We start from the raw sequence: 22,315 nt of genomic DNA on the forward strand, positions 1-22,315 counted from the left end.
CAATTCCCGGTGGTCGGCGGCGCCACGGGTTAGCCTTGCGCGACGGCTTCGTTGCGCCCGCGATCTGCGATCTGACGCTGCATCGATTTCCGCGTCGTCGCGAACGCTACCTTGAGCGGAGCGCAGATCATGCGCCGCAGGGGCCGTTCGATCTCAGCGCGGCATCGCGATTGTGACCGCCGCGAGGGTTCGCGCCGCGGCTTCCCCCTCAAGGAAGGGCAACCCGTCATCAAACAACGGTTGAAGCCATATCGTGATCGCGGCTGAGTTGCAGCCATTCCGCGTCATCGGTTCCATCGCCTGTTGAGTCCCGGCAACACCGCCGAACAAAATGCGCAATCGTGCAGATTGCGGCGTTGTGAACCACGAAGGTGCCGCATCCCTGTCAAATCCTGCCTGCGGGTGGCGCAACAAAAACACTTTGGGGAAAACCTACATGCAGCAGGCACCGCTGGCCGCACGGAGTGCGGAATCGTCTGGATATGTTCTCTACTTCCAGCTCGCCAGCAACGGCACGAGACGCGCGTGCAGTCTGACGATCCACGCGGAAAGCGCCAACGAGGCGGCGCGGATCTTTCGCGAGAACTGGGGCACGATCGAATCGATGGCCCGCGACGGCGTCAGCACGGGAATGGTCGGCTCGGCACCGGTCAGCCTGGCGATGTCGTGAGGCGCATCACGCGCCGAACCATACACCTGAGATGTGACAGGACGACGGCTGCAGCCTCAGGCAACGGTCCTACGGCCGTTTGACGCGCGGACGCGACAAGCAAGTTACGGGGTTCAGGGCTCGCGCACACGCGCGGGCCCTGTCGCGTCTTAGAATGATTCAAATCCCCCCCGGTTAGAGAGATTCAAGTTTGCTCCGGTTCTTTTCGCGCGCGCCGACTGCTAGAGGCGCGGCGTGACCAAGTGCGCGTGAATCGGAAGTCCAAGAGTGCCTGTGAATGCTGATGGCCGCCTTGTCGGCGACCGTCGAAATGCCGCCGACAAGGGCCGCTCCCATCTGCTGATCGGCGCAGCATTCCTGCTCGCCGATGTCGCCTCCGCGGCAACGCCGGCAAACGCCCAATCGAGCGTCCCGTTGCCGCCTGTTTCGGTCGACCAGCCGACGCAGAAGCGCAAGCCGGCGGCCGCCGCGGCAAAGCCGGCGCAGCGAACGCAGGCAGCCGCCGCGGCACGGCAGCGCAGCCGGAACGCCCAACCGGCGCCGCCGACACCGTCGGAGCGCGCGGCAGCCAGCGCCGCGGTGCTGAACGAAGCCAAGCTGCACTATCGCGCGATGCCAAGCTCGACCACGCTGCGCAGCGGCGCCTCGCCGCTCGACACCTCGCAGACGGTCAACGTCGTGCCCGAGCAGGTGCTGAAGGATCAGCTGCCGCGCAACCTCGACGACGCGCTGGCCAATGTCAGCGGCGTCACCCAGGCCAATACGCTGGCCGGCACCCAGGATGCGGTGATGCGCCGTGGCTTCGGCGACAACCGCGACGGCTCGATCATGCGCAACGGCATGCCGCTGGTGCAGGGCCGCAGCCTCGATGCAGCGGTCGAAAGCGTCGAGGTGCTGAAGGGCCCGGCGTCGCTGCTCTATGGCATCATGGATCCCGGCGGCATCGTCAACACGATCAGCAAGCGCCCCGAACTCTATCAGCACGGCTCGGTGACCCTGCTCGGCTCGACCTACGCCAACTCCAGGACCGGAGCCGACGGCACCATCGACATCACCGGCCCGATCGGCGATCGCGGCCTTGCCTATCGCTTCATCGGTTATGGCGTGAGCGAGGACTACTGGCGCAATTTCGGGCGCCATCGCGAAATGCTGGTCGCACCGTCGCTGGCCTGGTACGGCGAGAACACCACAATCCAGCTCAACTATGAGCACCGCGAATTCATCACGCCGTTCGACCGCGGCACTGCGTTCGATCCCGCAACCAAGGCGCCGCTGGCGATCCCGGCGACGCGGCGGCTCGACGAGCCCTTCAACAACATGTGGGGCACCTCCGACCTGATGCAGGCGTCGGTCGAGCACCGGTTGAACCAGGACTGGAAGCTGTTCGCGGCCTACAGCTACAACACCGAAACCTTCAGCGCCAACCAGCTCCGCATCACCGGCGTCAACGCCAAGACCGGCGTCGAGACCCGCAGCAATGACGGTACGTGGGGCTCGCTCAGCAATGCCAGCTACGGCACCTCCTATTTGCAGGGCAATGTCTGGCTCGGCGATATGCGCAACGAAGTGCTGTTCGGCGGCGACGGCCAGTACCGCACGATCTATCGCGACGACCTGATCCGGCAGGCGACCCCGAGCTTCAACTTCTACAATCCGGTCTATGGGCTGATCACGCCGGGGACGACGGTGTCCGCCGCCGACAGCGCCCAGACCGACAAGCTCGGCCAGTGGTCGCTGTTCTTCCAGGACACGCTGCATCTGACCGGGCGCTTCGCGCTGGTCGGCGGCGTGCGCTACATGGATTACGACCAGCTCGCCGGCAAGGGCCGCCCGTTCATCACCAATACCAATGTCTCGGCCGACAAGGTGCTGCCGCTCGGCGGCGCCATCTTCAAGCTTACCAACCAGGTCTCGCTCTATGCGAGCTACACGCAATCGCTGAAACCGACCTCGAGCATCGCGCCGCTTACCGGCGGCGTCGTGATCGGCTCCAACATCGCGCCCGAAGAGGGCACCCAGTGGGAGACCGGCGTCAAGTTCGACTTCAACAAGCGGATCTCCGGCACGCTTGCGCTCTACGACATCGACAAGAAGAACGTGCTGGTTTCACAGCTCAACCCCACGACTGGCATCGTCGAGTACCGTACCGCAGGCAAGGTTCGCTCGCGCGGCGTCGAACTCGACGTTACCGGCAGTCTGACTGACAACTGGAGCATGATCGGCAGCTATGGCTATACCGATGCGCGGGTCACCGAGGATCCGACGCTCGCCGGCAAGCAATTGCAGAACGTCGCGCTGAACACCGCCTCGCTCTACCTCGTCTATGATTTCGGCACCACCCTGCCCGGCCGGCTTCGCCTCGGCGGCGGCGCGCGCTATGTCGGCGACCGGCCGGGCGATGCCGCGAACAGCTTCGTGCTGCCGGCCTACACGGTCGCGGACCTGTTTGCGACCTACGAGACCAAGGTCCAGTCGTTCCCGGTCATCTACCAGTTCAACGTCAAGAACCTGTTCGACACGGTCTACTACCCTTCAGCCAACAGCATCCTGACGGTCGCGATGGGCGACGCGCGGCGCTTCTCGCTCTCGGCGACGGTGAAATTCTGATGAGTGACGTTTGGCGCCCGATCAAGGCTGCACTGCTGCAGGTCCATTCCCTGGTCGGTCTTGTGCTGGCGCTGCTGTGGGCCGTGGTCGGCCTCACCGGCGCGACGATGGCCTTTGAGGACGAGATCGAGGCCAGCCTGAACAGTCAGATGATGCGCGTCGAGGCCAGTGCGGCCCGGCGGCTCACGCCGGACGAGTTGATCGCGCGGCTGGCGGCGGCGGGCGATTTCGGCAAGATCTCGGCCGTGACGATGGTCGGCGATCCATCGGCCGCGACCCGCATCCGTTTCGCTCGCAGCGAAAGCGGCACGCGGCCGTCCTCGGTCTATGTCGACCCCTATGATGGACACGTGCTCGGCTCGCCGCGCGGCGAGGACTTTTTCGCAACCGTCCGCAAGCTGCATCGCTGGCTGCTGTTGCCGGGCGACGGCAATGGCATCGGGCGCAAGATCACCGGCTCCGCCGCGATCTGCCTGATCGCGATGCTGATCACCGGCCTCGTGCTGCGCTGGCCGCGTCGCGCGCGCAGCGTGAAGACATGGCTGAAGCCGAATCTGGGACTGCGCGGCCGCGGCCTGCATCGCTCGCTGCACGCCGTGATCGGCACCTGGGTGCTGCCGGTCTATCTGGTGATGACGCTGACCGGCCTGTGGTATTCGTTCGAATGGTACAAGGCCGGCGCCAACTGGCTGTTCGCGCGGCCTCAGGCCGCGGCCGCGGCGATGCAGTCCAAGCCGCCGCGCGGCGGCGCGACTGCCGAGAGCAAGGGTGAAACCAAGACTGAAACGAAGGCCGAGGCAAAGCCGCTTGCGTTCGATCACGTCTGGTCGGCGTTCCTGCAGCAGGAGAACAACAGTTACGGAAGGGCCCTCATGACGCTGCCGGCCGGCGCGGGCACGGCCGTGCGCGTGCGGTCATGGCCGCGGGATTCGACGCTCGAGAGCGTGCGTGACGAATTCCGCATCGATGCCCTCACCGGCCGCGTCATCTCATCGGATCGCTACGCCGACAAGACGTTTGGCGAACGCGTCCTCGCCAGCGTGCTCGACATCCACCGCGGCGCCATCCTGGGATGGCCCGGCAAGCTCGCCTTCATGCTGGCCGCCGCCATAATGCCGCTGTTCGCCGTGACCGGCCTGCTACTTTATCTGTCCCGTCGCAGGCACCGGCGGCTGGCGCGGCAGCCGGTCGGCCACCTCGTTCCGGGCGAATGAATCTTGCGATCAGAAATCGCACGCAGCGATCCGGGCGCGTAACTCGGCGTCCGTTTCGGCCGCGAGCTCAAGCAATCCGCGATAGGGATCGCCCGATACCCCGAGCACGGTAGCGAACGCAGGCTCGGTCTTGAGGCCGCCTGCCCTCAACTCGCTGACGGCTCGCCGCAGCCGTCCATGATCAAGCGCAAGCAGCCGCCGTTCGACCTCGAAGTGGATCCAGCCTCGTTGCTGCTCCACCGGACGTTGATCACCGAACAGTTCGAACGGCCAGCCGTCGCACATAAAGCGGGCAATCACCGGCCGCGTCCCCGAGGTCCATCGGAAGAGGACGAAATCATCGCACGCTTGATAGTGAGCCCAAACGATGTCCGCGAATGCGTTCGGGTCGGACGCATGGCAGACGATATCGATGTCGCTGCCCGGCACGGCAAGGCCGAGCGGCAGCGTTCCGACGATGCGGGGATCGAACGGCTTCAGCAGTTCCATCACGGCGGAGCCGGTGACGGCGGATGCGTAGTGCCCGACACTCATCAGGTGGCATGCCCTCGAGATCGCAGCGACGCATTACCACACGCGCGTGGAACGCGCGAACCTCTGCAGATGGGCGGGCTTGAGGGGAAGCGGCCCAAAAACGTCACGGGGCGATCTCGACCGCGTCACCGTGGTCGAAAATCGCCCCGCCGCCGGCGGACAGGCCAGGCTGCTCGCGCGCCGGACCGTCCAGCCGATAGTCGAAATGATCCGTTCGATCGATTAGCCGAACTGGTTCATCGTGTTGTGGGTGCCGCCCGCCTTGAGGGCAGCCTCACCGGCGAAGTACTCCTTGTGATCGTCGCCGATGTCGGAGCCCGCCATGTTCTGATGTTTGACGCAGGCGATGCCCTGCCGAATCTCCGCGCGCTGCACGTTCTTGACGTATCCAAGCATGCCCTGCTCGCCGAAATACTCCCTCGCGAGATTGTCGGTCGACAGCGCAGCCGTGTGATAGGTCGGCAGCGTGATCAGATGGTGGAAGATGCCGGCGCGCTTGGCCGAATCCGCCTGGAAGGTACGGATGCGCTCGTCGGCTTCCTTCGCCAGCGGCGTGTCGTCGTACTCCGCCTTCATCAGTTCGGCGCGGTTGTACTTGCTGACATCCTGGCCGGCTTCCTTCATCGCGTCATAGACCTGCCAACGGAAGTTGAGGGTCCAGTTGAACGACGGCGAGTTGTTGTAGGCCAGCTTCGCGTTCGGAATGACCTTGCGGATGCGATCGACCATGCTGGCGATCTGCTCGATATGCGGCTTCTCGGTCTCGATCCACAAGAGGTCGGCGCCGTTCTGCAGCGAGGTGATGCAGTCGAGCACGCAGCGATCCGCACCGGTGCCGGGACGGAACTGGTAGAGGTTGCTGGGCAGACGCTTCGGACGCATCATCTTGCCGTTCTGGTTGATGATGACGTCGCCGTTGCGCGCGTTGGCGGCCGTCACTTCCTCGCAATCAAGGAAGCTGTTGTACTGGTCGCCGATGTCGCCGGGCTTGTGGCTCACGGCGATCTGCTGGGTCAGGCCGGCGCCGAGCGAGTCGGTGCGGGTCACGATGATGCCGTCCTCGACGCCGAGTTCGAGGAACGCATGGCGGCAGGCGCGGATCTTCGCGATGAAGACCTCGTGCGGCACGGTGACCTTGCCGTCCTGGTGGCCGCACTGCTTCTCGTCGGAGACCTGGTTCTCGATCTGCAGGGCGCAGGCGCCCGCCTCGATCATCTTCTTGGCGAGCAGATAGGTCGCCTCGGCATTGCCGAAGCCGGCGTCGATGTCGGCGATGACGGGCACGACGTGGGTCTGGAAGTTGTCGATCTTCTCGATCAGCGTCTTTTCCCTGGCCTTGTCGCCTTCCTTGCGAGCCGCATCGAGCGCGCGGAAGATGTCGTTCAGCTCACGCGAATCCGCCTGACGCAGGAAGGTGTAGAGCTCCTCGATCAGGGCCGGCACCGAGGTCTTCTCATGCATCGACTGGTCGGGCAGCGGGCCGAACTCGGAGCGCAGCGCCGCGATCATCCAGCCGGACAGATACAGATAGCGGCGGTCGGTATTGCCGAAGTGCTTCTTGACCGAGATCAGCTTCTGCTGGGCGATGAAGCCGTGCCAGCAGCCGAGCGACTGGGTGTACTTGGTGCTGTCGGCGTCATAGGCCGCCATGTCGGCGCGCATCAGCGCAGCCGTGTAGCGGGCGACATCCAGACCGGTCTTGAAGCGGTTCTGCAGGCGCATCCGCGCCACGGCTTCGGCGGTGACGCCGTTCCAGGTGTCCTTGGTCTTGAGCAGCGCTTCGGCCGCCTCGATCTCGCTCTGATACGAAGCCGGTCCCTGGATGGCCCGGTCGCTGATCCCGCGCGGTTGGAAGTTCATGTCCGTGATCCCTTCGGTGACGAAATAACTGCACCGTTTGTGACGCGCGGCGTCATCGGGAGCTAGACCTGGCGCGGAAAACTTGTCATAACTTACAAGAAACCGATGTATTGTTGTAAGAATCTTACAATAATTGGATAAGGCGATGGTAACCTCAAGCGCCCGTTCCGTTTTTATGGGCCCGCGCCTCCGCCGGCTGCGGCGCGACCTCGGGCTGACCCAGGCCGACATGGCAGCCGATCTCGAAATCTCGGCCCCCTATGTGGCGCTGCTGGAACGCAATCAGCGTCCGGTGACGGCCGACATGCTGCTGCGGCTCGCCCGCACCTACAAGATCGATCTGGCCGACCTCGCCGGCGATGGCGGCGCCGATCACACCGCCCGCATGCAATCGATCTTGAAGGAACCGATGTTTGCCGACATCGACATCCCCGCGCTCGAGGTCAGCGACCTCGCGGTCAGTTATCCCGGGATGACCGAGGCGTTCCTGCGCCTCTACACCGCCTACCGCGAGGAGCAGCTGGCGCTTGCGGAGCGACGAGCTCCGGACCTGGCGATCGCGTCACCGGGCCAGGAGAACTTTGACGCCAACGATCCCGTCGCGGAAGTCCGGCGATTTCTCGCCGCGCGCCGCAACAATTTTGCCAGCCTCGACGATGCCGCCGAGCGGCTCGTCCACGAACCGGCCGGGCCGGCCGGATTTATCGAGCGGCTTCGGGAGCGGCACAAACTCCAGGTCCGCTATCTGCCGCCGAACGTCATGCTGGGCTCGATCAGGCGACTGGACCTTCATCGCAGACAATTGCTGCTGGAGGACTCGCTCGATACCGCGGGCCTCAATTTTCAGCTGGCCAAGCAGCTTGCCTATCTGGAACTGGAAAACGAGATCGGCGCCGCCGTCGAAGCCGGCAAGTTCACGACCAAGAGCGCCGAGCTGCTGGCCCGCCGTGCGCTTGCGGCCTACGCCGCCGCCGCGCTCATCATGCCGTATTCCGTGTTCGCGAAAGCGGTCGAGGCACGCCGCTACGATCTGGAGGCGCTGGCGCGTCAATTCGGCACCAGCTTCGAGCAGATCGCGCACCGCGTCACGACCTTGCAACGGCCGGGTCTCGAGAAGGTCCCGTTTTTCCTGATCCGGGTCGATCCGGCCGGCAACATTTCCAAGCTGCTTGACGGCGCCGGCTTCCCGTTTGCAAAGCACGGCGGCGCATGTCCGCTGTGGTCGGTGCACGATATCTTCAAGACGCCGCGCCAGATCGTCACGCAATGGCTGGAATTGCCCGACGGGCAGCGGTTCTTTTCGATCGCCCGCACCGTGACCGCCGGCGGCGGCGCGTTCGGCGCCATCCGCGTCGAGCGGGCGATCGCGATCGGCTGCGCCGCCGAACATGCCGGCCAGTTGATCTACACGCGCGACGGACAGGGGCCGAACGCCGACGAGCCGACGCCGATCGGCGTCGCATGCCGGGTCTGCCATCGCCCAAGATGCGCGGCACGGTCGGCGCCGCCGATCGGGCGCGAGATCCTTCCCGACGATTTCAGGACCTCGAGCGTTCCGTTCGGGTTCTCGGCTGATTGACGAAGTCGATCACCCCTGCGGCCGGTTCTGGTCGTACAGCACCCGCACGCGGATCGTGCCGTCAATGCCTTTCAGATCGGCCAGCAGTCCCTCGCCCTCGCCGCCGACCACGTCGGTCTCGAGCACGACATAGCCGACTTCCGGATCGGTCTGCAGATATTGCGCCAGGATGTTGATCCCGTGCCGGGAGACCGCGTCGTTGACCTGGCGCATGACGCCGGGAACGTTGCGATGAACATGGATGAAACGCGTGCCGGTCGGTCGCGCCGGCAACTGCACCTGCGGAAAATTGACTGCGCCGAAGGTCGACCCGACATCGGAATAGTCGATCAACTTGCGCGCAACTTCGCCGCCGATGCGATCCTGCGCTTCTTCCGTCGAACCGCCGACATGCGGCGTGAGGATGACGTTGGGGAGACCTTGCAGCGGCGAGACAAAGCGCGCCTCGTTCGACACCGGCTCGACCGGAAACACGTCGACCGCGGCACCTGCCAGCCGGCCCTCACGCAGTGCGCCTGCCAGCGCATCGAGATCGACTACGGTGCCGCGCGAGTTGTTGATCAGATAGGCCTCAGGCTTCATCAGCTGGAGCTGGGCCGCGCCGATCATGTTGGCGGTGGCCGGCGTCTCCGGCACATGCAGCGATACGACGTCGCTGGCCGCGAGCAACGCGTCGAGCGATTCGGCGGGCTCGGTATTGCCATGGCGGAGCTTGTCGGTCTGATCAAAATAGATCACGCGCATGCCCATGGCTTCGGCGAGGTTCGACAGCTGCGAGCCGATGTTGCCGTAGCCGACGATGCCGAGCGTCTTGCCGCGCACCTCGCGGCTGCCTTCGGCGGACTTGTCCCAGCCGCCGGCATGTGCGGAGACCGAACGCGGAAAGATCCGGCGGAACAGCATCACGATCTCGGCGATGGTCAGCTCCGCCACGCTGCGGGTGTTGGAGTATGGCGCGTTGAAGACGGGGATTCCCAGCTTCCGCGCGGCGTCGAGATCCACCTGGTTGGTGCCGACCGAAAAGCAGCCAACAACGAGCAATCGGTCGGCGGCCTCCATGATGTCCGCGGTCAACTGGGTCCGCGAACGAATTCCCAGCATATGGATGCCCGACAGCGCCTGCCTGAGCTCTTTGGGCCCCAGCGCCTTGGGCAGACGTTGCAGCTCGGTATAGCCGTTCGCCTCGAACATCCGCGCCGCGGATTCGTTCACGCCCTCCAGCAGCAGCACGCGTATTTTGGTCTTGGGAAGCGACAACATCATCGAGATCCGGATTCGTAAGGTTCGGGCAGATCCTGCCACGAGCGCAGTTTCGACGGATCGCGTGATAGCATAGAAAACGATCGGGTCAGAAGCCGCCCTGGGCCGCCCGCTCTGCGATTCCCGATGAAGCCCCTCGATCCGCGCATCCAGGCGCAGACCGGGAACCTGTTCAGTCAAATGTCCTGGCCAATTCGCCGGCAGAAGCCACGTTGCGGCTCCCGGGACGCTCGAAAACCTGCTCCGGCTCACTGGCCGGAGCCAAATTCGTGCTCAGCGCGGCGCCGAGGGTTATTGTCTGGAGCGGCGGTTTCGCTTCCCCGTTCCTGTGCCGCAAGCCTGCTGCAGTTTCACTGGCAGGGATACCGCCGGCCGTCCTTTGCCTGGAACGTATTCGACGCCGCGTCGTACGAGCGATAGCGCTGGGCGCAGGACGCCGCGTGCTGCTGGGCGGCGGCAGCTTCCTGCTGCGCGGCGGCGTTGGCCGCGCCGGCCGCGATGACGCCGCCGATGAGGCCACCGACCAATCCGCCGACCGCAGCGCCGCCACCATTGTCATAGCACTGCCCGTAGCGGCACCAGACCTTCTCGGTCAACGACGGCGCGGCAGCGGCGACGCCGGCACCGTGCTGCAGCGGAGCCGAAATGGCGGGGGCCGAAAACACCATCGCACCGGTGGCGGCCATCAAAACAACTTTCACAACGCGAGCCCTACGCATCATATCTCCTGCTTCATTGCTGCGGGCGCAGGCCGGCACCTGCGTCCAGATTCCCTCGACGTGGATGGGCTCGCCCGGTCCCGGACCGGACGACACCCGGACACGCGCGGCCGGTTACCATTCGCGCGTCAGCCTGCTTCACGGATGGGCGGCGTTCATTGGCCGGCTGCGTTCACGACGCGGCAGAGGTTGTCGCCGACACCTGGAGCCAACTGTCCCGGCGGCAAGATGAAGGTCGCATCGACGCGGCTGCCTTTGCCGTCCTTGCGGACGACGACCTGCAGCGTCTGTGGCCGGCCGGATCCGGTGGTCTCCTGCTGGGTGGTCAGCGTGCCGAGTTTCTTGTCGACGTTCACACCGACAAAACCCTCCGCCAGAACGGCGCGGGACACCTTGTCGAGGGCAGCACCGGGATTGACCGACGGGAAGGTCATCCAGGTCTTGTGCGTCGTGCCCGTCACCATGGGAACGCCGGTGCTCTGGACGTGATCTGCGCAACCATCGGCCAGCGCAGACATGGACGAAAGAACCGTAAGCGCGAGTACGCAAGTAATCCTTGTAAGCATGCTTTCATAACCCGTTTGAGTTGGTTGTGACGATTTAGGCCAAATGGGCTACGAGTCCATGGACGACGTCGCATTCCGGATGGAGGCGTTCGGATTGTGGCTAGGACAAGCGATCGCGGATGCTGTGCATCCGCTGGTGCTCTCGAGCGTCGCCGCGACGGATTGAATCGGAACGTTCGCGCGATGCAGGCGAGCGGATTAGATCGAATGTCAGCTTTCACGGCTCGATTGCGCGATCCGGATATTCTGTTCGGTATTCGGATATTGAAGGAATTGTGAGAAAGGGCACGCGACCCGAAATCACCAAGCTGTGCTAGTGTGGTGATGCGGTCTATGCGTGTGGCGCAACAGTGGAAAACCGGTCCGATGGATCCGGCAATCCGCGAACAGCAAACATCCGATGGTTGGATTTGATGGTCGAAGACGTACTCGCTGCACCTCCCACGCGATCGGGATCTTCGTTTCAAGAACTTCTTGAAATGCTCCACCCCCACGGGATCAAGGCGCATTCCTCGCCGCGGCCTGACGAATCGTTTCGCTGGCATGCGGATATCGCCATCGGCGCGGAAATTGACGTCGTACGGGCCGATCTGTCGGCCGGTTGGGATTGGCGCTATTCATACGAGAATTCCGCCGGGGAGCTTGCAATAAGCCTGCTGAATGCCGGCCAGGCCGAAATGCTCATTGCAGGAAAGAGCATCCAGCGGACTCCTTCCGAGATCGCCATCGTGCCCCTTCCGACGATGCAAGCGCAGCGGGTTGAAGCGGTCGATGGACGATACTCAAGCGTCACGCTCACCTTGCATACGGGCGTGGTTACCAAGGTGCTGTCTGCGACGTTCGGGAGCACGGCGCTGGAAGATCTCAATCTGACGCCGATCGTCGACTTGTCGACCGGCATTGGACAGACACTTCTTCAGCTTGTCCGCACGAGCACCACCGGTTTGTATGACGGGATCCTGGTACGCTCTCCGAAAGCCAGCGCGCTGCTATCGGAAGCAGCGATACAGCTCATCCTTGAGAACGTTCCTCATCGGTTGACGGACCGGTTGAGCCGCCACCCGCTGGATGCGCCGCCGCGCTACATTCGGCGTGCGGTCGAGTATATGCGGGCCAATCCGCATCTGCCGCTGACGATATCGGATATTGCCGCAACAGTTGGGGTCAGCAGCCGGTTGCTGCAATTGGGCTTCCGCAAAATTCACGGCACGACGCCGATCGCCTATTTGCGACAAGTTCGGCTGGAGGCCATCCACGACGAATTGTCGCGACCGGAGAACATGCTTCCGGTCAGCGAAGTTGCCCTGAAGTGGGGCTTTACGCATATGGGCCGTTTCGCTGCGGTGTACCGCACGGCCTTCGGCCTGTATCCGTCCGATACGGTCCGGCGCGCGCGAGGATTCTGCAGCTAGGCAGGCGGTTTCTCGAGCCAGGCTGCGGCGGATCAGCAAATAGCCGTCCCAGACGCTCGAATTGGGGGCGGCGGCGATCGGATCTTGCACCGCCCTACGTGCCGCCGGCCTCGCCAGGCACGATGCAGCCGGAAGGTTGTGCTACACTGCAATCGCTCTCTTCATCAAAGCCAACGCCGGTGAATCACGATGAAACTGAGTGCTGCGATTGCCGTCGCCCTGATCTCCTCTTGCCTGCCTGCAACTGCGCAGCAAGGCGGTGCCGACCTCTACGCGCAACGCTGCGCGCAATGTCACGACAGCGGCAATGCGGATGTTCGCGCGCCGAGCCGCACCGCGCTGCAATCCAGATCGTTCGACGAGGTGCTTGGTGCGATCACCACGGGCCCGATGGCGTCCTTCGCGCAGGGACTGAGCAATGACGAGCGCGCCGCGATCGCCTCACTCATCACCGGAAAGGTCGCTTCGCATGCGGCGGCCGAGAATGCAGGCCAATGCGCGCAGAACGAGACCGGCTTTCCGCAGCCGATCGACGGACCTCGGTGGAACGGCTGGGGCACCGACATCAACAACAGCCGGTTTCAGCCGGCGGCAATGGCCGGCCTCGCGCAAGACCAAGTCTCCCGGCTGCGCCTGAAATGGGCGTTCGGATTCCCTGACACGTCGAATGCCAACGCGCAGCCGAGCGTGGTTGGCGGCTTGTTGTTCGTTGGTGGCGGCGACCGCAAGGTCCACGCCCTCGACGCCAAGAGTGGCTGCACCCGCTGGGAGTTTCCGACCGAGGCGCCGGTGCGGACGGCCATCAGCTTTGCCCCGCTGGGCAACGGCCAGCCTGGCATCTTCTTTGGTGACGTGCGTGCCAACGTCTACGCCCTCAATGCCGCGACCGGCAAGCTGATCTGGAAGAGCAAGGTCGACGATCATGTCGCCGCGCGGATTACCGGTGCGCCGGTGTTCTATTCCGGCGTCGTCTATGTCGGCGTTTCATCGATCGAGGAGGCGATCGGGTCTCGCCCCACCTACCAGTGCTGCACGTTTCGCGGCAGCGTCGTTGCGCTGAAGGCCGAGACCGGCGCACAGATCTGGAAGACCTACACGATCCCCGAGGCGCCGCATCCGACACGGGCGAACGCCCTCGGGACCCAGCTGTTCGGTCCGGCCGGCGCGTCGGTGTGGTCCGCGCCGACGATCGATATGCAGCGCCAGGCGCTCTTTGTCGCGACCTCGAACAGCTATGCCGACCCGGCAACCGACACCAGCGATGCCATCCTCGCGCTCGATCTCGCGACCGGCCGAATGCTGTGGCATCGGCAGGCCACGCCGAAAGACAGCTTCGTCGTTGCGTGTTTCGGCACCGATCAGAGCAATTGTCCGGAAGACCGCGGCCCCGACCATGACTTCGGCCAATCGCCGATCCTGGTGAGCCTGCGCAACGGACAGCGCGTGCTGGTGATCGGCCAAAAATCCGGCGTGGTCCACGCGCTCGATCCCGACCATGAGGGCAACATCCTGTGGCAGACGCGGATCGGCAAGGGAGGCCCGTTGGGCGGGACCGAGTGGGGTTCCGCCGCCGACCAGGACCGAATCTATGTCGCCAATTCGGACGTACGATTTCTAAGGGACGGCACGCGACGTCTGAATTCAAGCGAAGGCGGCGGCCTGTTCGGACTCGATCTTGCGACCGGGAAGATCGCGATGCAGGTGGCGCCGGTGGCCTGTGGCGACCGCCCGCAATGCAGTCCCGCGCTCTCCGCGGCGGTCACCGTCATTCCCGGCGTCGTCTTCTCCGGCGGCGTGAGCGGCTTCCTGCGCGCCTACGCGACCGATGACGCACGGCTGCTTTGGGAAATCGACACTGCCCGCGACTACACCACGGTCAACGGCGTTGCGGCCCATGGCGGCGCCATGGACGGACCCGGCCCGGTCGTCGTCGACGGCATGCTGTACGTCAATTCCGGCTACGCGCAATGGAGCGGCCTGCCCGGCAACGTTCTGCTGGCCTTTGAAATCGGCAACCCCTGACGGGTATTTGCACCTCAAGCTGAGCACTACTCGCGGCGGGCTATTCGTGCTTTGATGCGGACAGGACCAGCCGAAAGGTCCGAAGGGAGACCGTGTGGTGCTTGGTGACGTGCTACGCAACATCACGTCAGGGGCTGTTCCCCTCGCGCGCTCCAATGGTCCCGACTCACCGATATCAGGGACCGGCGCCCCGAAATCGACCGACATGGCAGCCGCGCTTCAAATCGACGCGCATGTCGTTGCGCACGAAAAACACAGAAACTATAAGTGCTTGAAAGAATGGTCGGAGTGGCAGGATTCGAACCTGCGACCCCTGCGTCCCGAACGCAGTGAGCATCTTCTAACTTATTGATTTTTCTTGTGTGGTGGCCACTCCCGTCCCGTTTTGTTCACGGTCGTTTCACCCAATTCATTGCGATTTCGTTGCGGCATTTCCTGACGAGAACGGCGCTCGCTGAGATGTCGAGCCGGCGAGCTGCAATGTGACCTGACTAAGTTCAAAATCAGCATCTGATCGCAAGGAGAAGCAATCCTAGCGATTTCCGAGCGCCCCTAAACTCTGCCGCATGAACACTGGTTTTTACGTAACAAGCTCAGTTCTTTCAGAAGACCGACTCTGATGACGTCTTCGGAAAAAGTGATCTGGCGGCGCCCACGATCGGCACCGATTGCACCCGGCCATCGACCGGACCTGCCGCTCGCCAACTTCCTTGACTGCGTCGGTGACGAGTTACTCCACGACTGCTCCAAAGCGCCACCCTCGGGCTTGTCTGGGTAGCCAGCTAAAACAGTAAGCCAAGTCTTTTCACTACTCATGCATTTCATTGCTGGCGCGGGAGGGATCCGACCGCCGAATGACGAAAACAAGATACGTCGGCGTCGCCAGCTCTATGCTGTGGCTGGTCCACCGTAAAAATCTTGGTCCGTTTCTGACAGCGACGTAAGGTCATGTCAGGATCGCCACACTGCGCGTCGGGTTCAGATTTTTCAAAGCACAGTTTGCCGCTTACTGCGCGCTTGCGGCGTTGGCACGACCATTGCTCCAGCAAAGATCAGCTTCAAAGATACAGAGGAAAACGGTCATGCTCTTCTTCCCTAGTTCGCGCGTCCTACACAGAACAGCGATCCGCGCGTTTACTTGACCGGGCGCAATACTAGACATACGGACCCGCAATTGTCCGATCGCAAATGCATTTACCGCCGCGGTACTTGCCTTAGGTTCATTCGCCCATGAAATCCGCGATTGTGTTCGACTGGAATGGCACGCTGCTCGATGATGCCAATGCGGTGCTTCAAACCATCAATGCAATTTTGAGCCGATTCGGTCGCGCAACCGTAGATATGCGCAGGCTTCGAGAGGAATTCGAACTCCCTCTTTCGGTTCTCTTCCGCAACCTAGACATGTCGAAAGATGAAATCGACGTCGTGGAGAGAAATGACAGCGCCATTTTTCATGACACTTACGAATTCTTGGCGCGCAACGCTGCCTTACGCAAAGGGGCACGAAATGTTTTGCTCGCCGCTGATCACAGAGCCGTTCACACCATTATTGTCAGCAATCACATTGTTGAACCAATTCGCGCACAAGTGCGAAGACTTGGAATCAAGACTCACGTCACGGACATTTTGGCATTTGAGAACCGCGCAACCCAGTTTAAGAGCGTGAACAAGGAAGAACGTCTGCGCTTGTATATGCAGGCCAATGATATACCTCCACAAAGAACCGTCATCGTGGGTGACATGCCAGTTGAGACGGAGATTGCCCGCAATCTCGGTCTTATCAACGTATCAATAATGGGGGGATTCGTTTCCGAAGCACGCTTGCGCGCCGCGGGGCCTGATTACATGATTCATGACCATCACGAATTATTACCCATTTTGCAGAAGCATTGCATTCTTCCGATCGGATGAGTCACCACAAGAGCATAACAGAAGAAGCTGCCGGTTGGCGCGCTATTGCTGTCCGCTTGGTCTTCACACCATTCGACGAGAGTGGTCGGCGATCAAGTTCTTTCGTCACACGGGCGAACTATCAGTCAGTTCAGTCCGAAAGCTTGCGCCAAATATCGCGATCCGTTCGGCGCCCATGTGAGTCTACGCGGTCGGTCTGAGTCCGTCACATGGCACGATGCTTGCTGGAATCATTCGCTACCGAGAGGCGAGGAAGACACTGCGAGGGGCTTGGAAAAACAACATGAGCAGAACGGCTGTGATCGGTGACGTCATTTCAGGCACCGATGTTGTGAAGCGTGCAGCGCGCATCGGTGCCGAAGTCAAAAATATCAAGCTATCGGGCGATCTACCGGACCACACGATCGACGCTATTAACAGCTTGTTGCTCGAGCACAAGGTGATCTTCTTCCGCAATCAAGGACATCTCAATGACGCCGAGCATGAGCGCTTTGCCGCTCGCCTTGGAAAGCTAGTTCCCCATCCGATGCTCGGTCCTACCAAGGGGATGGCGTCGCTCCTCGAACTGGACTCCAGTCGCGGCGGCGGTCGCGCCGATGTTTGGCATGCGGATGGGACCTTCGCCGAAGCCTATCCCAAAACTTTGGTCCTACGAGCCGTTGTAATGCCAACGTTCGGAGGCGACACCGTGTGGTCGAACACAGCGGCTGCTTATCTTGATCTACCGGCACCGCTACAGCGGCTTGCAGAGGAACTATGGGCCGTTCACAGCAACGTTTTCGATTACGCCGGAATCGCGCGCGTCCGCGAGGTCGACAAGAGACACTTTGACGAGGTGTTCACCAGAACGGTTTTTGAGACCGAGCATCCCGTCGTGCGCGTCCACCCCGAAACAGGCGAGCGGGCGCTGGTGCTCGGCGCCTTGGTGAAGCACTTTATTGGGGTCCCTAAGTACGACGGACAAAAGCTGTTCGATCTGTTCCAGTCTCACGTCACCGCGCCCGAAAACACTGTGCGCTGGAACTGGCTAGAGGGCGATATCGCGATATGGGACAATCGCGCAACACAGCATTACGCAGTCAACGATTACGGTGACCAGCATCGCGTCGTACGTCGGGCCACGATCGATGGTGACGTGCCCATCAGCGTAGATGGCCGGAGCAGTGTAACGCGCCTGAAGGTAACGGAATAGCGGCCCAAACTCGGCGGCGCCTAGGTTTATGCATCGCATTAAGCGTCGCGCGACAGCTTTGAGAAACCTTAGGCATCACTGTCCTGCGCCGGCGACCGGTGCGTCGCCTCGACGTTTCAGTTTAGAAAACCCTCGATCGGTGGCCATAAAGCGCGCTAACATGGGGGCGATAAGCTTAGTCGGTTCGACGACTTGACCACCTTGAAGCGAAAGGGCCTCTGCATATGCAATGAGATCACGATGCACGGCCGCCGGCAGCTCCGTACTCACTTTGACCGGCTTGTCGTCTGGAAGCTCTCCTATTTTGAGTTTTGGCATGTTGTCACCCTCTATACGGCGTAACTATGAGGTCACGATTGACAAGAACACGAACCGGGAAACCAGGCCGCACGGTCAAAGTGGGCTGGATATTGAGACTGCGTCGAACCACCTGCTGTCCGGTTTGGTTTAGTGAGTCGGAGGCGCCGTGTCGCAACGCCTGGATGATGGCGCTGTCGTTGCTATTGGTGTCCGAACCAGCCCCTAGTTCGGTCCCGACCGCCAGAAACGTCGATAGTGCCGCAGCCTTGAATAGCTCTGCCCAGTGATTGTCGACTTGGTCTTCCAGACCCGCATACCCAGCGCTATCAGCGCCAGGCTGCCGCTCGAGAACGATAGAATGTCCATTCGGCATAATCAGCCGCGTCCAGACCAGTAGGACACGGGACTGGCCGAAAGTAACCTGACTATCGTATGTGCCGATCAGACGCGCTCCCTGAGGCACAAGCAGAAAGCGGCCGGTCGGCGTGTCAAAAACATTCTCGGTGACCTGCGCGGTAGGCAAAGACGCCCACGAAGAGGGTCTTCTTGACGAGCCGCGCGATGATGTCCTCGTCAGTTCCCCAACTCCAGAACAACGCAGCGAGAGTGATGTCGATCGCGGCGAGTGTCGTCGCGAGATATCCAACGTCACTGCCCAGCAACCCGAATCCGTTATCGATATAACGCGTAAACGTTTCCAAGAACTGGTCGATGATCCCGGTACCCGTCATGGCTTGCTCGCCTCGGGTGTCGCCGGTTGCGGATATGCTTGCGGGATCCGGCTCTGATCCTTTGGGGCGGGCGCCAGCCCTGCGAAGGAATCATTCTGGCCAGGGTCTGCTGGGCCGATTCTTTTGCCAAAGAAGCGACGCCGGTTTTCGTCCCAAATCTGCTTGCAATGCCGATAACCCACTGTGTCCTCTGGAGTGACACCGCGGCAGCGTGCGAGCTCGGAGCTGGCTGCATCGGTCCCTTGCTCCGCCTTCGGTGCCGACCGAGACGCGTCCAGTCCGCGCAGCTGAATCGTGCAGGCGGCGACGGCCACTAGGCCGATTGTCGTAAGCAGCGAAAGCGCCTTGAATGCCTTTACGTCGGTCATCAGTGGAACATCTGTACATTGGAGGATTGATAGCCCTGTCCTGGTGTTAGGAAGCGCTTGAGCTGCTCTCGACCCTGATCCTGGGCCGCGGCGCGCTGCGCCGCTTCGAGGCTCTGCGCCCTGCCCTGCGCCGCCGTGGCCGCCGTGAGATCGGCAAGTTGTTGCGCTTGAAGCGCGAGGATCTGATTGCCAGCCTGCGTTGCCTGCAGCGCGCCGGCGGCCCCCTGGCTTGACGTCACGAGCGCGGATGTCTGGATGCGATTGGTGTCGAGGTTACCAACGATGCCGGCTTGGACGCGAAGCGCGTCTTGCGTCGCGGCATAGGAATTTTGCCATCGCGCTTGAGCGTTGGCGACCAGCAGCTGGTTCGACTGGTTGCTGGTGGCTGGCGCGTAGCTGGTCGAGAAGGCGCGATCGATTTCCTGGACGTCGTAGGCGATGCGCTGAGCCTGCGCCAGCAACTGTTGGGTCCGCTGAATCGAGGATAGAAATTGCTGCAGCGACGAATACGGAAGGTTCGCCAGATTCTTCGCCTGATTGATCAGCATCTGCGCCTCGTTCTGCAACGAGGTGATCTGGTTGTTGATCTGCTGAAGCTCGCGCGCAGCGGTCAGGACATTCTGAACGTAGTTGTTGGGATCGAAAACGATCAGCGCCCGTGCGGGGATCGCAACGCCAAGCGCCAGCGCAGTGACGCCGGCTGCGGCCAATAGGGCAAGACGCCTCATGGCGATTTCTCCAGATTGACGAGATTGGGAATTAGATCTATGGCCCAGGCGACGCCACGGTGCTGGAGCCAGGCCGGCACGAAGCCGTCAGGTCCATGTTCGGCGAAGAGCTGCCGCGCGGCGAACAGGATGGAAGTGGAGCGTCGACCATGATGAGAGGGCTACGCCGGGCTCGTGACGCAGGGAGGGCGTAGCCCGACCGGAGTTACGAGCCCGGCGTCGGCGCGATCCACAGCGGACCGCGCCGACTGGTGATCGCGGCCGGCTGGTTATGCAAGTGGTTCTTCCGCCAAGAGGAATCACTCGCGTGCCAGGCCGACACATTACCGATCACCAAATGAGGCTCTACATGAAGTACCGTCAGACCGATAGCCCGCCCGTGGCCGCCGCCAAGGCGTCGTTCAGCACCTCGACCGCTTACCGGATCGAGCAGGATCGACGCCTTCCGTCGCAGAAGAAGGCTCCTCGCGGCCGTCGCCGGCCAGATCCCTTGGCCCGCGTATTTGAGACAGAGATCGTGCCGATGCTGAAGGCCGCCCCCGGTGTGCGGCCGGTCACGATCTTCGAGGAGTTGCTCCGACGCCATCCTGAGCTCGGCGCCGGCATCCGTCGCACGCTGGAGCGCCGGATCCGGGCCTGGCGGGCGATCCACGGCGAGGAGCAGGAGGTCATCTTCCGGCAGACCCACGAACCCGGTCAGCGCGGCCTGTCCGACTTCACCGACATGGGCGAATTGGGTGTCACGATCGCGGGCGTGCCGCTCGACCATCGTCTCTATCACTTCCGGCTGGCCTATTCCGGGTTTGAGCACGCCCATGTCGTGCTCGGCGGTGAGAGCTTCATCGCTCTGGCCGAAGGCCTGCAGAATGCCTTGTGGTCACTCGGTGGAGCGCCACGGGAGCATCGCACCGACAGCCTGTCGGCCGCCTTTTGCAATCTCGACCGCGACGCCAAAGACGATCTGACGCGGCGATACGAAGACCTCTGTGCCCATTACGGCATGCGCCCCTCCCGCAACAATCGTGGCATCGCCCACGAGAACGGGGCGATCGAGAGTTCGCATGGCCATCTCAAGCGGGCGGTCGGCGACGCGCTGTTGCTGCGTGGCACCGCCGACTTCGACGATCTCGCTGCCTATCGTGGCTTCATCGATGAGATCGTCAGCCGCCGCAATGCCCGCAACGCCAAGCGGATCGACAGCGAACGTACCGCACTTCAGGATCTGCCGGACCGCCGCACGTCGGACTATGAAGAGGTGATCGTCCACGTGACATCGTCCGGCGGCTTCACCTTGCGCAAGGTGTTCTACACGGTGCCGTCGCGCTTGATCGGCCATCGGCTGCGGGTGCGCCTGTATGACGATCACCTCGACGTGTTTGTCGGCGGCACGCATCTCCTCACCTTGCCGCGCGGGCGGCCGCATCCCAATGGCAAGCACGATCAGGTCGTCGATTATCGGCACGTGATCCATTCCTTGCGGCGCAAGCCGATGGCGCTCCTCAACCTGGTCTACCGCGACCAGCTGTTCCCCCGGGAAGCTTACCGCCGAGCCTTCGACGTCTTGCGCAAACGCTTACCGGACAAGAAGGCCTGCCGGATCATGGTCGATCTCCTCGCACTCGCCCATGAGCGCGGTTGCGAGGCCGAACTCGCCGATCAGCTCACGGCCGACCTGAACGACGGCCGGCTGCCCGACCTCAACCGGCTACGTACTCACTTCGCCCCGGATCCCGCCCAGATGCCGAACGTCGTGGTGCGCCTCGCACCGCTCGCCACCTATGAATGCCTCATCGGTACTGCCGAGATCGGAGGTGCCGCATGAGCACAACCAACGTAGTCGACACCGCGCGCCTCAATCTGTTGCTCAACGAGCTGCGGCTGCCCGCCATCAAGGTGCTGTGGCCGCAATTTGCCGAGCAGTCCGATAAGGAAGGCTGGCCGGCGGCGCGCTTCCTCGCCACCATTGCAGAGCACGAGATCGCTGAACGCAGCCGTCGCCGCATCGAGCGCCATCTCGTCGAGGCGCGGCTGCCCACCGGAAAGACCTTTGACAGCTTCGACTTCGAAGCCGTACCGATGATCTCCAAGGCGCAAATGACCGCGCTCGCCGCCGGCGACGGCTGGTTGAACAAGGGCGCCAATCTGCTGCTGTTTGGTCCGCCCGGTGGCGGCAAGAGTCACTTGGCAGCAGCAATCGGCTTGGCTCTCATCGAGAACGGATGGCGCGTCCTCTTCACCCGCACCACCGATCTCGTGCAGAAGCTCCAGGTGGCGCGCCGCGAACTCAACCTCGAGGGTGCCATCAACCGCCTCGATCGCTTCGATCTCGTTATCCTTGACGATCTTGCCTATGTCACCAAGGACCAGGCCGAGACCAGTGTGCTGTTCGAGCTCATCAGCGCACGCTACGAGCGACGCTCTTTGCTGATCACCGCCAATCAGCCCTTTGGAGAATGGAACAAGGTCTTTCCGGACCCAGCTATGACCCTCGCGGCGATCGATCGCCTTGTTCACCACGCCACCATCGTCGAGATGAACGTCGAGAGCTATCGCAGGCGGACTGCCCTCGAGCGAAAGCGTGGTCCAGGGCGGCCACCGGAGCACGCGACACAAAAAACGCTCGCTTGATTGACGCTCCGCGA

At 62.5% G+C, this 22,315-nt stretch carries 19 protein-coding genes, 1 tRNA gene and 2 pseudogenes; 11 read left to right on the forward strand and 11 right to left on the reverse strand.

What is annotated here, in order from left to right:
• The first annotated feature begins 436 nt into the window (after positions 1 to 436).
• The 3 genes from JEY66_RS33010 (at position 437) to JEY66_RS33020 (ending at position 4,491) form a co-directional block, all read left to right on the forward strand.
• Complete coding sequence (locus tag JEY66_RS33010) at positions 437 to 670, forward strand: hypothetical protein (protein WP_157183436.1); 234 nt, start codon at positions 437 to 439, stop codon at positions 668 to 670.
• 273 nt (positions 671 to 943) lie between these two features.
• Positions 944 to 3,277, forward strand: coding sequence for a TonB-dependent siderophore receptor (locus JEY66_RS33015; protein ID WP_018270320.1), 2,334 nt, complete (start codon positions 944 to 946; stop codon positions 3,275 to 3,277).
• The gene (locus JEY66_RS33020) at positions 3,277 to 4,491 is read left to right on the forward strand and encodes a PepSY-associated TM helix domain-containing protein (RefSeq protein WP_018270319.1); all 1,215 of its coding nucleotides are present in this window, start codon (positions 3,277 to 3,279) and stop codon (positions 4,489 to 4,491) included. Before JEY66_RS33015 ends, JEY66_RS33020 begins: the two co-directional genes overlap by 1 nt.
• A 9-nt stretch (positions 4,492 to 4,500) precedes the next feature.
• Here the strand turns inward: JEY66_RS33020 and JEY66_RS33025 are convergent, their stop codons facing one another.
• The gene (locus tag JEY66_RS33025) at positions 4,501 to 5,025 is read right to left on the reverse strand and encodes a DUF4269 domain-containing protein (RefSeq protein ID WP_018270318.1); all 525 of its coding nucleotides are present in this window, start codon (positions 5,023 to 5,025) and stop codon (positions 4,501 to 4,503) included.
• 222 nt (positions 5,026 to 5,247) lie between these two features.
• The gene (locus JEY66_RS33030) at positions 5,248 to 6,885 is read right to left on the reverse strand and encodes an isocitrate lyase (protein ID WP_016848220.1); all 1,638 of its coding nucleotides are present in this window, start codon (positions 6,883 to 6,885) and stop codon (positions 5,248 to 5,250) included.
• Between the two features lie 145 nt (positions 6,886 to 7,030).
• Here JEY66_RS33030 and JEY66_RS33035 point away from each other — a divergent pair, with 145 nt between their 5' ends.
• Positions 7,031 to 8,464 (forward strand): helix-turn-helix domain-containing protein, encoded by a 1,434-nt coding sequence (locus JEY66_RS33035; RefSeq protein WP_026192420.1) that lies wholly within the window; start codon positions 7,031 to 7,033, stop codon positions 8,462 to 8,464.
• A gap of 9 nt (positions 8,465 to 8,473) precedes the next feature.
• Here the strand turns inward: JEY66_RS33035 and serA are convergent, their stop codons facing one another.
• The 3 genes from serA to JEY66_RS33050 form a co-directional block, all read right to left on the reverse strand.
• Complete coding sequence (gene serA, locus JEY66_RS33040) at positions 8,474 to 9,727, reverse strand: phosphoglycerate dehydrogenase (RefSeq protein ID WP_016848230.1); 1,254 nt, start codon at positions 9,725 to 9,727, stop codon at positions 8,474 to 8,476.
• Between the two features lie 347 nt (positions 9,728 to 10,074).
• Positions 10,075 to 10,410, reverse strand: coding sequence for a BA14K family protein (locus JEY66_RS33045; protein ID WP_016848232.1), 336 nt, complete (start codon positions 10,408 to 10,410; stop codon positions 10,075 to 10,077).
• A gap of 188 nt (positions 10,411 to 10,598) precedes the next feature.
• Positions 10,599 to 10,961: a hypothetical protein gene (locus JEY66_RS33050; protein WP_016848233.1), complete on the reverse strand. Its 363-nt coding sequence runs from the start codon at positions 10,959 to 10,961 to the stop codon at positions 10,599 to 10,601.
• 91 nt (positions 10,962 to 11,052) lie between these two features.
• Between JEY66_RS33050 and JEY66_RS45190 the strand changes: the two genes are divergently transcribed.
• The 3 genes from JEY66_RS45190 to JEY66_RS33060 all read left to right on the forward strand — a co-directional run bounded on the left by JEY66_RS45190 (position 11,053) and on the right by JEY66_RS33060 (position 14,443).
• Positions 11,053 to 11,175 (forward strand): hypothetical protein, encoded by a 123-nt coding sequence (locus JEY66_RS45190; RefSeq protein ID WP_016848234.1) that lies wholly within the window; start codon positions 11,053 to 11,055, stop codon positions 11,173 to 11,175.
• 247 nt (positions 11,176 to 11,422) lie between these two features.
• Positions 11,423 to 12,421, forward strand: a complete 999-nt coding sequence (locus tag JEY66_RS33055; RefSeq protein ID WP_240536995.1) for a helix-turn-helix transcriptional regulator — start codon at positions 11,423 to 11,425, stop codon at positions 12,419 to 12,421.
• 189 nt (positions 12,422 to 12,610) lie between these two features.
• On the forward strand, positions 12,611 to 14,443 hold the full coding sequence (locus JEY66_RS33060; RefSeq protein ID WP_018270316.1) for an outer membrane protein assembly factor BamB family protein: 1,833 nt from the start codon (positions 12,611 to 12,613) through the stop codon (positions 14,441 to 14,443).
• Positions 14,444 to 14,723: 280 nt separating this feature from the next.
• On the opposite strand, the gene JEY66_RS33065 is transcribed toward JEY66_RS33060, so the two are convergent.
• Positions 14,724 to 14,826, reverse strand: a tRNA-Ser gene (locus tag JEY66_RS33065).
• A gap of 847 nt (positions 14,827 to 15,673) precedes the next feature.
• Here JEY66_RS33065 and JEY66_RS33070 point away from each other — a divergent pair.
• Together JEY66_RS33070 and JEY66_RS33075 are read left to right on the forward strand one after the other, a co-directional pair.
• Complete coding sequence (locus tag JEY66_RS33070; protein WP_016848237.1) at positions 15,674 to 16,354, forward strand: HAD family hydrolase; 681 nt, start codon at positions 15,674 to 15,676, stop codon at positions 16,352 to 16,354.
• A 283-nt stretch (positions 16,355 to 16,637) separates the two neighbouring features.
• On the forward strand, positions 16,638 to 17,546 hold the full coding sequence (locus JEY66_RS33075) for a TauD/TfdA dioxygenase family protein (RefSeq protein WP_026192417.1): 909 nt from the start codon (positions 16,638 to 16,640) through the stop codon (positions 17,544 to 17,546).
• Positions 17,547 to 17,621: 75 nt separating this feature from the next.
• On the opposite strand, the gene JEY66_RS33080 is transcribed toward JEY66_RS33075, so the two are convergent.
• The 5 genes and pseudogenes from JEY66_RS33080 to trbJ form a co-directional block, all read right to left on the reverse strand.
• Positions 17,622 to 17,864, reverse strand: coding sequence for a DUF2274 domain-containing protein (locus tag JEY66_RS33080; protein ID WP_075968962.1), 243 nt, complete (start codon positions 17,862 to 17,864; stop codon positions 17,622 to 17,624).
• 4 nt (positions 17,865 to 17,868) lie between these two features.
• A pseudogene (locus JEY66_RS33085) lies at positions 17,869 to 18,363 on the reverse strand (TraB/TrbI/VirB10 family type IV secretion system protein); the annotation flags it as partial.
• Positions 18,350 to 18,577, reverse strand: a pseudogene (locus tag JEY66_RS33090) (type IV secretion system protein); the annotation flags it as partial. The pseudogenes JEY66_RS33085 and JEY66_RS33090, both read right to left, overlap by 14 nt.
• A complete protein-coding gene (gene trbK-alt / locus JEY66_RS33095) occupies positions 18,574 to 18,945 on the reverse strand; it encodes a putative entry exclusion protein TrbK-alt (RefSeq protein ID WP_016845887.1) in 372 nt (123 codons plus the stop codon). The pseudogene JEY66_RS33090 and the gene trbK-alt, both read right to left, overlap by 4 nt.
• Complete coding sequence (gene trbJ / locus JEY66_RS33100) at positions 18,945 to 19,673, reverse strand: P-type conjugative transfer protein TrbJ (RefSeq protein ID WP_026192416.1); 729 nt, start codon at positions 19,671 to 19,673, stop codon at positions 18,945 to 18,947. Before trbJ ends, trbK-alt begins: the two co-directional genes overlap by 1 nt.
• Before the next feature lie 307 nt (positions 19,674 to 19,980).
• Here trbJ and istA point away from each other — a divergent pair, with 307 nt between their 5' ends.
• Together istA and istB are read left to right on the forward strand one after the other, a co-directional pair.
• On the forward strand, positions 19,981 to 21,495 hold the full coding sequence (istA, locus tag JEY66_RS33105; protein ID WP_026191872.1) for an IS21-like element ISBj11 family transposase: 1,515 nt from the start codon (positions 19,981 to 19,983) through the stop codon (positions 21,493 to 21,495).
• Positions 21,492 to 22,301 carry an IS21-like element ISBj11 family helper ATPase IstB gene (gene istB, locus JEY66_RS33110; RefSeq protein WP_016842034.1) on the forward strand — a complete coding sequence of 270 codons (810 nt, stop codon included), beginning with the start codon at positions 21,492 to 21,494 and terminating at the stop codon, positions 22,299 to 22,301. The genes istA and istB overlap by 4 nt, the downstream gene beginning before the upstream one ends.
• Positions 22,302 to 22,315: the final 14 nt, after the last annotated feature.

Source organism: Bradyrhizobium elkanii USDA 76 (assembly GCF_023278185.1).
Classification (GTDB): Bacteria; Pseudomonadota; Alphaproteobacteria; order Rhizobiales; family Xanthobacteraceae; genus Bradyrhizobium; species Bradyrhizobium elkanii.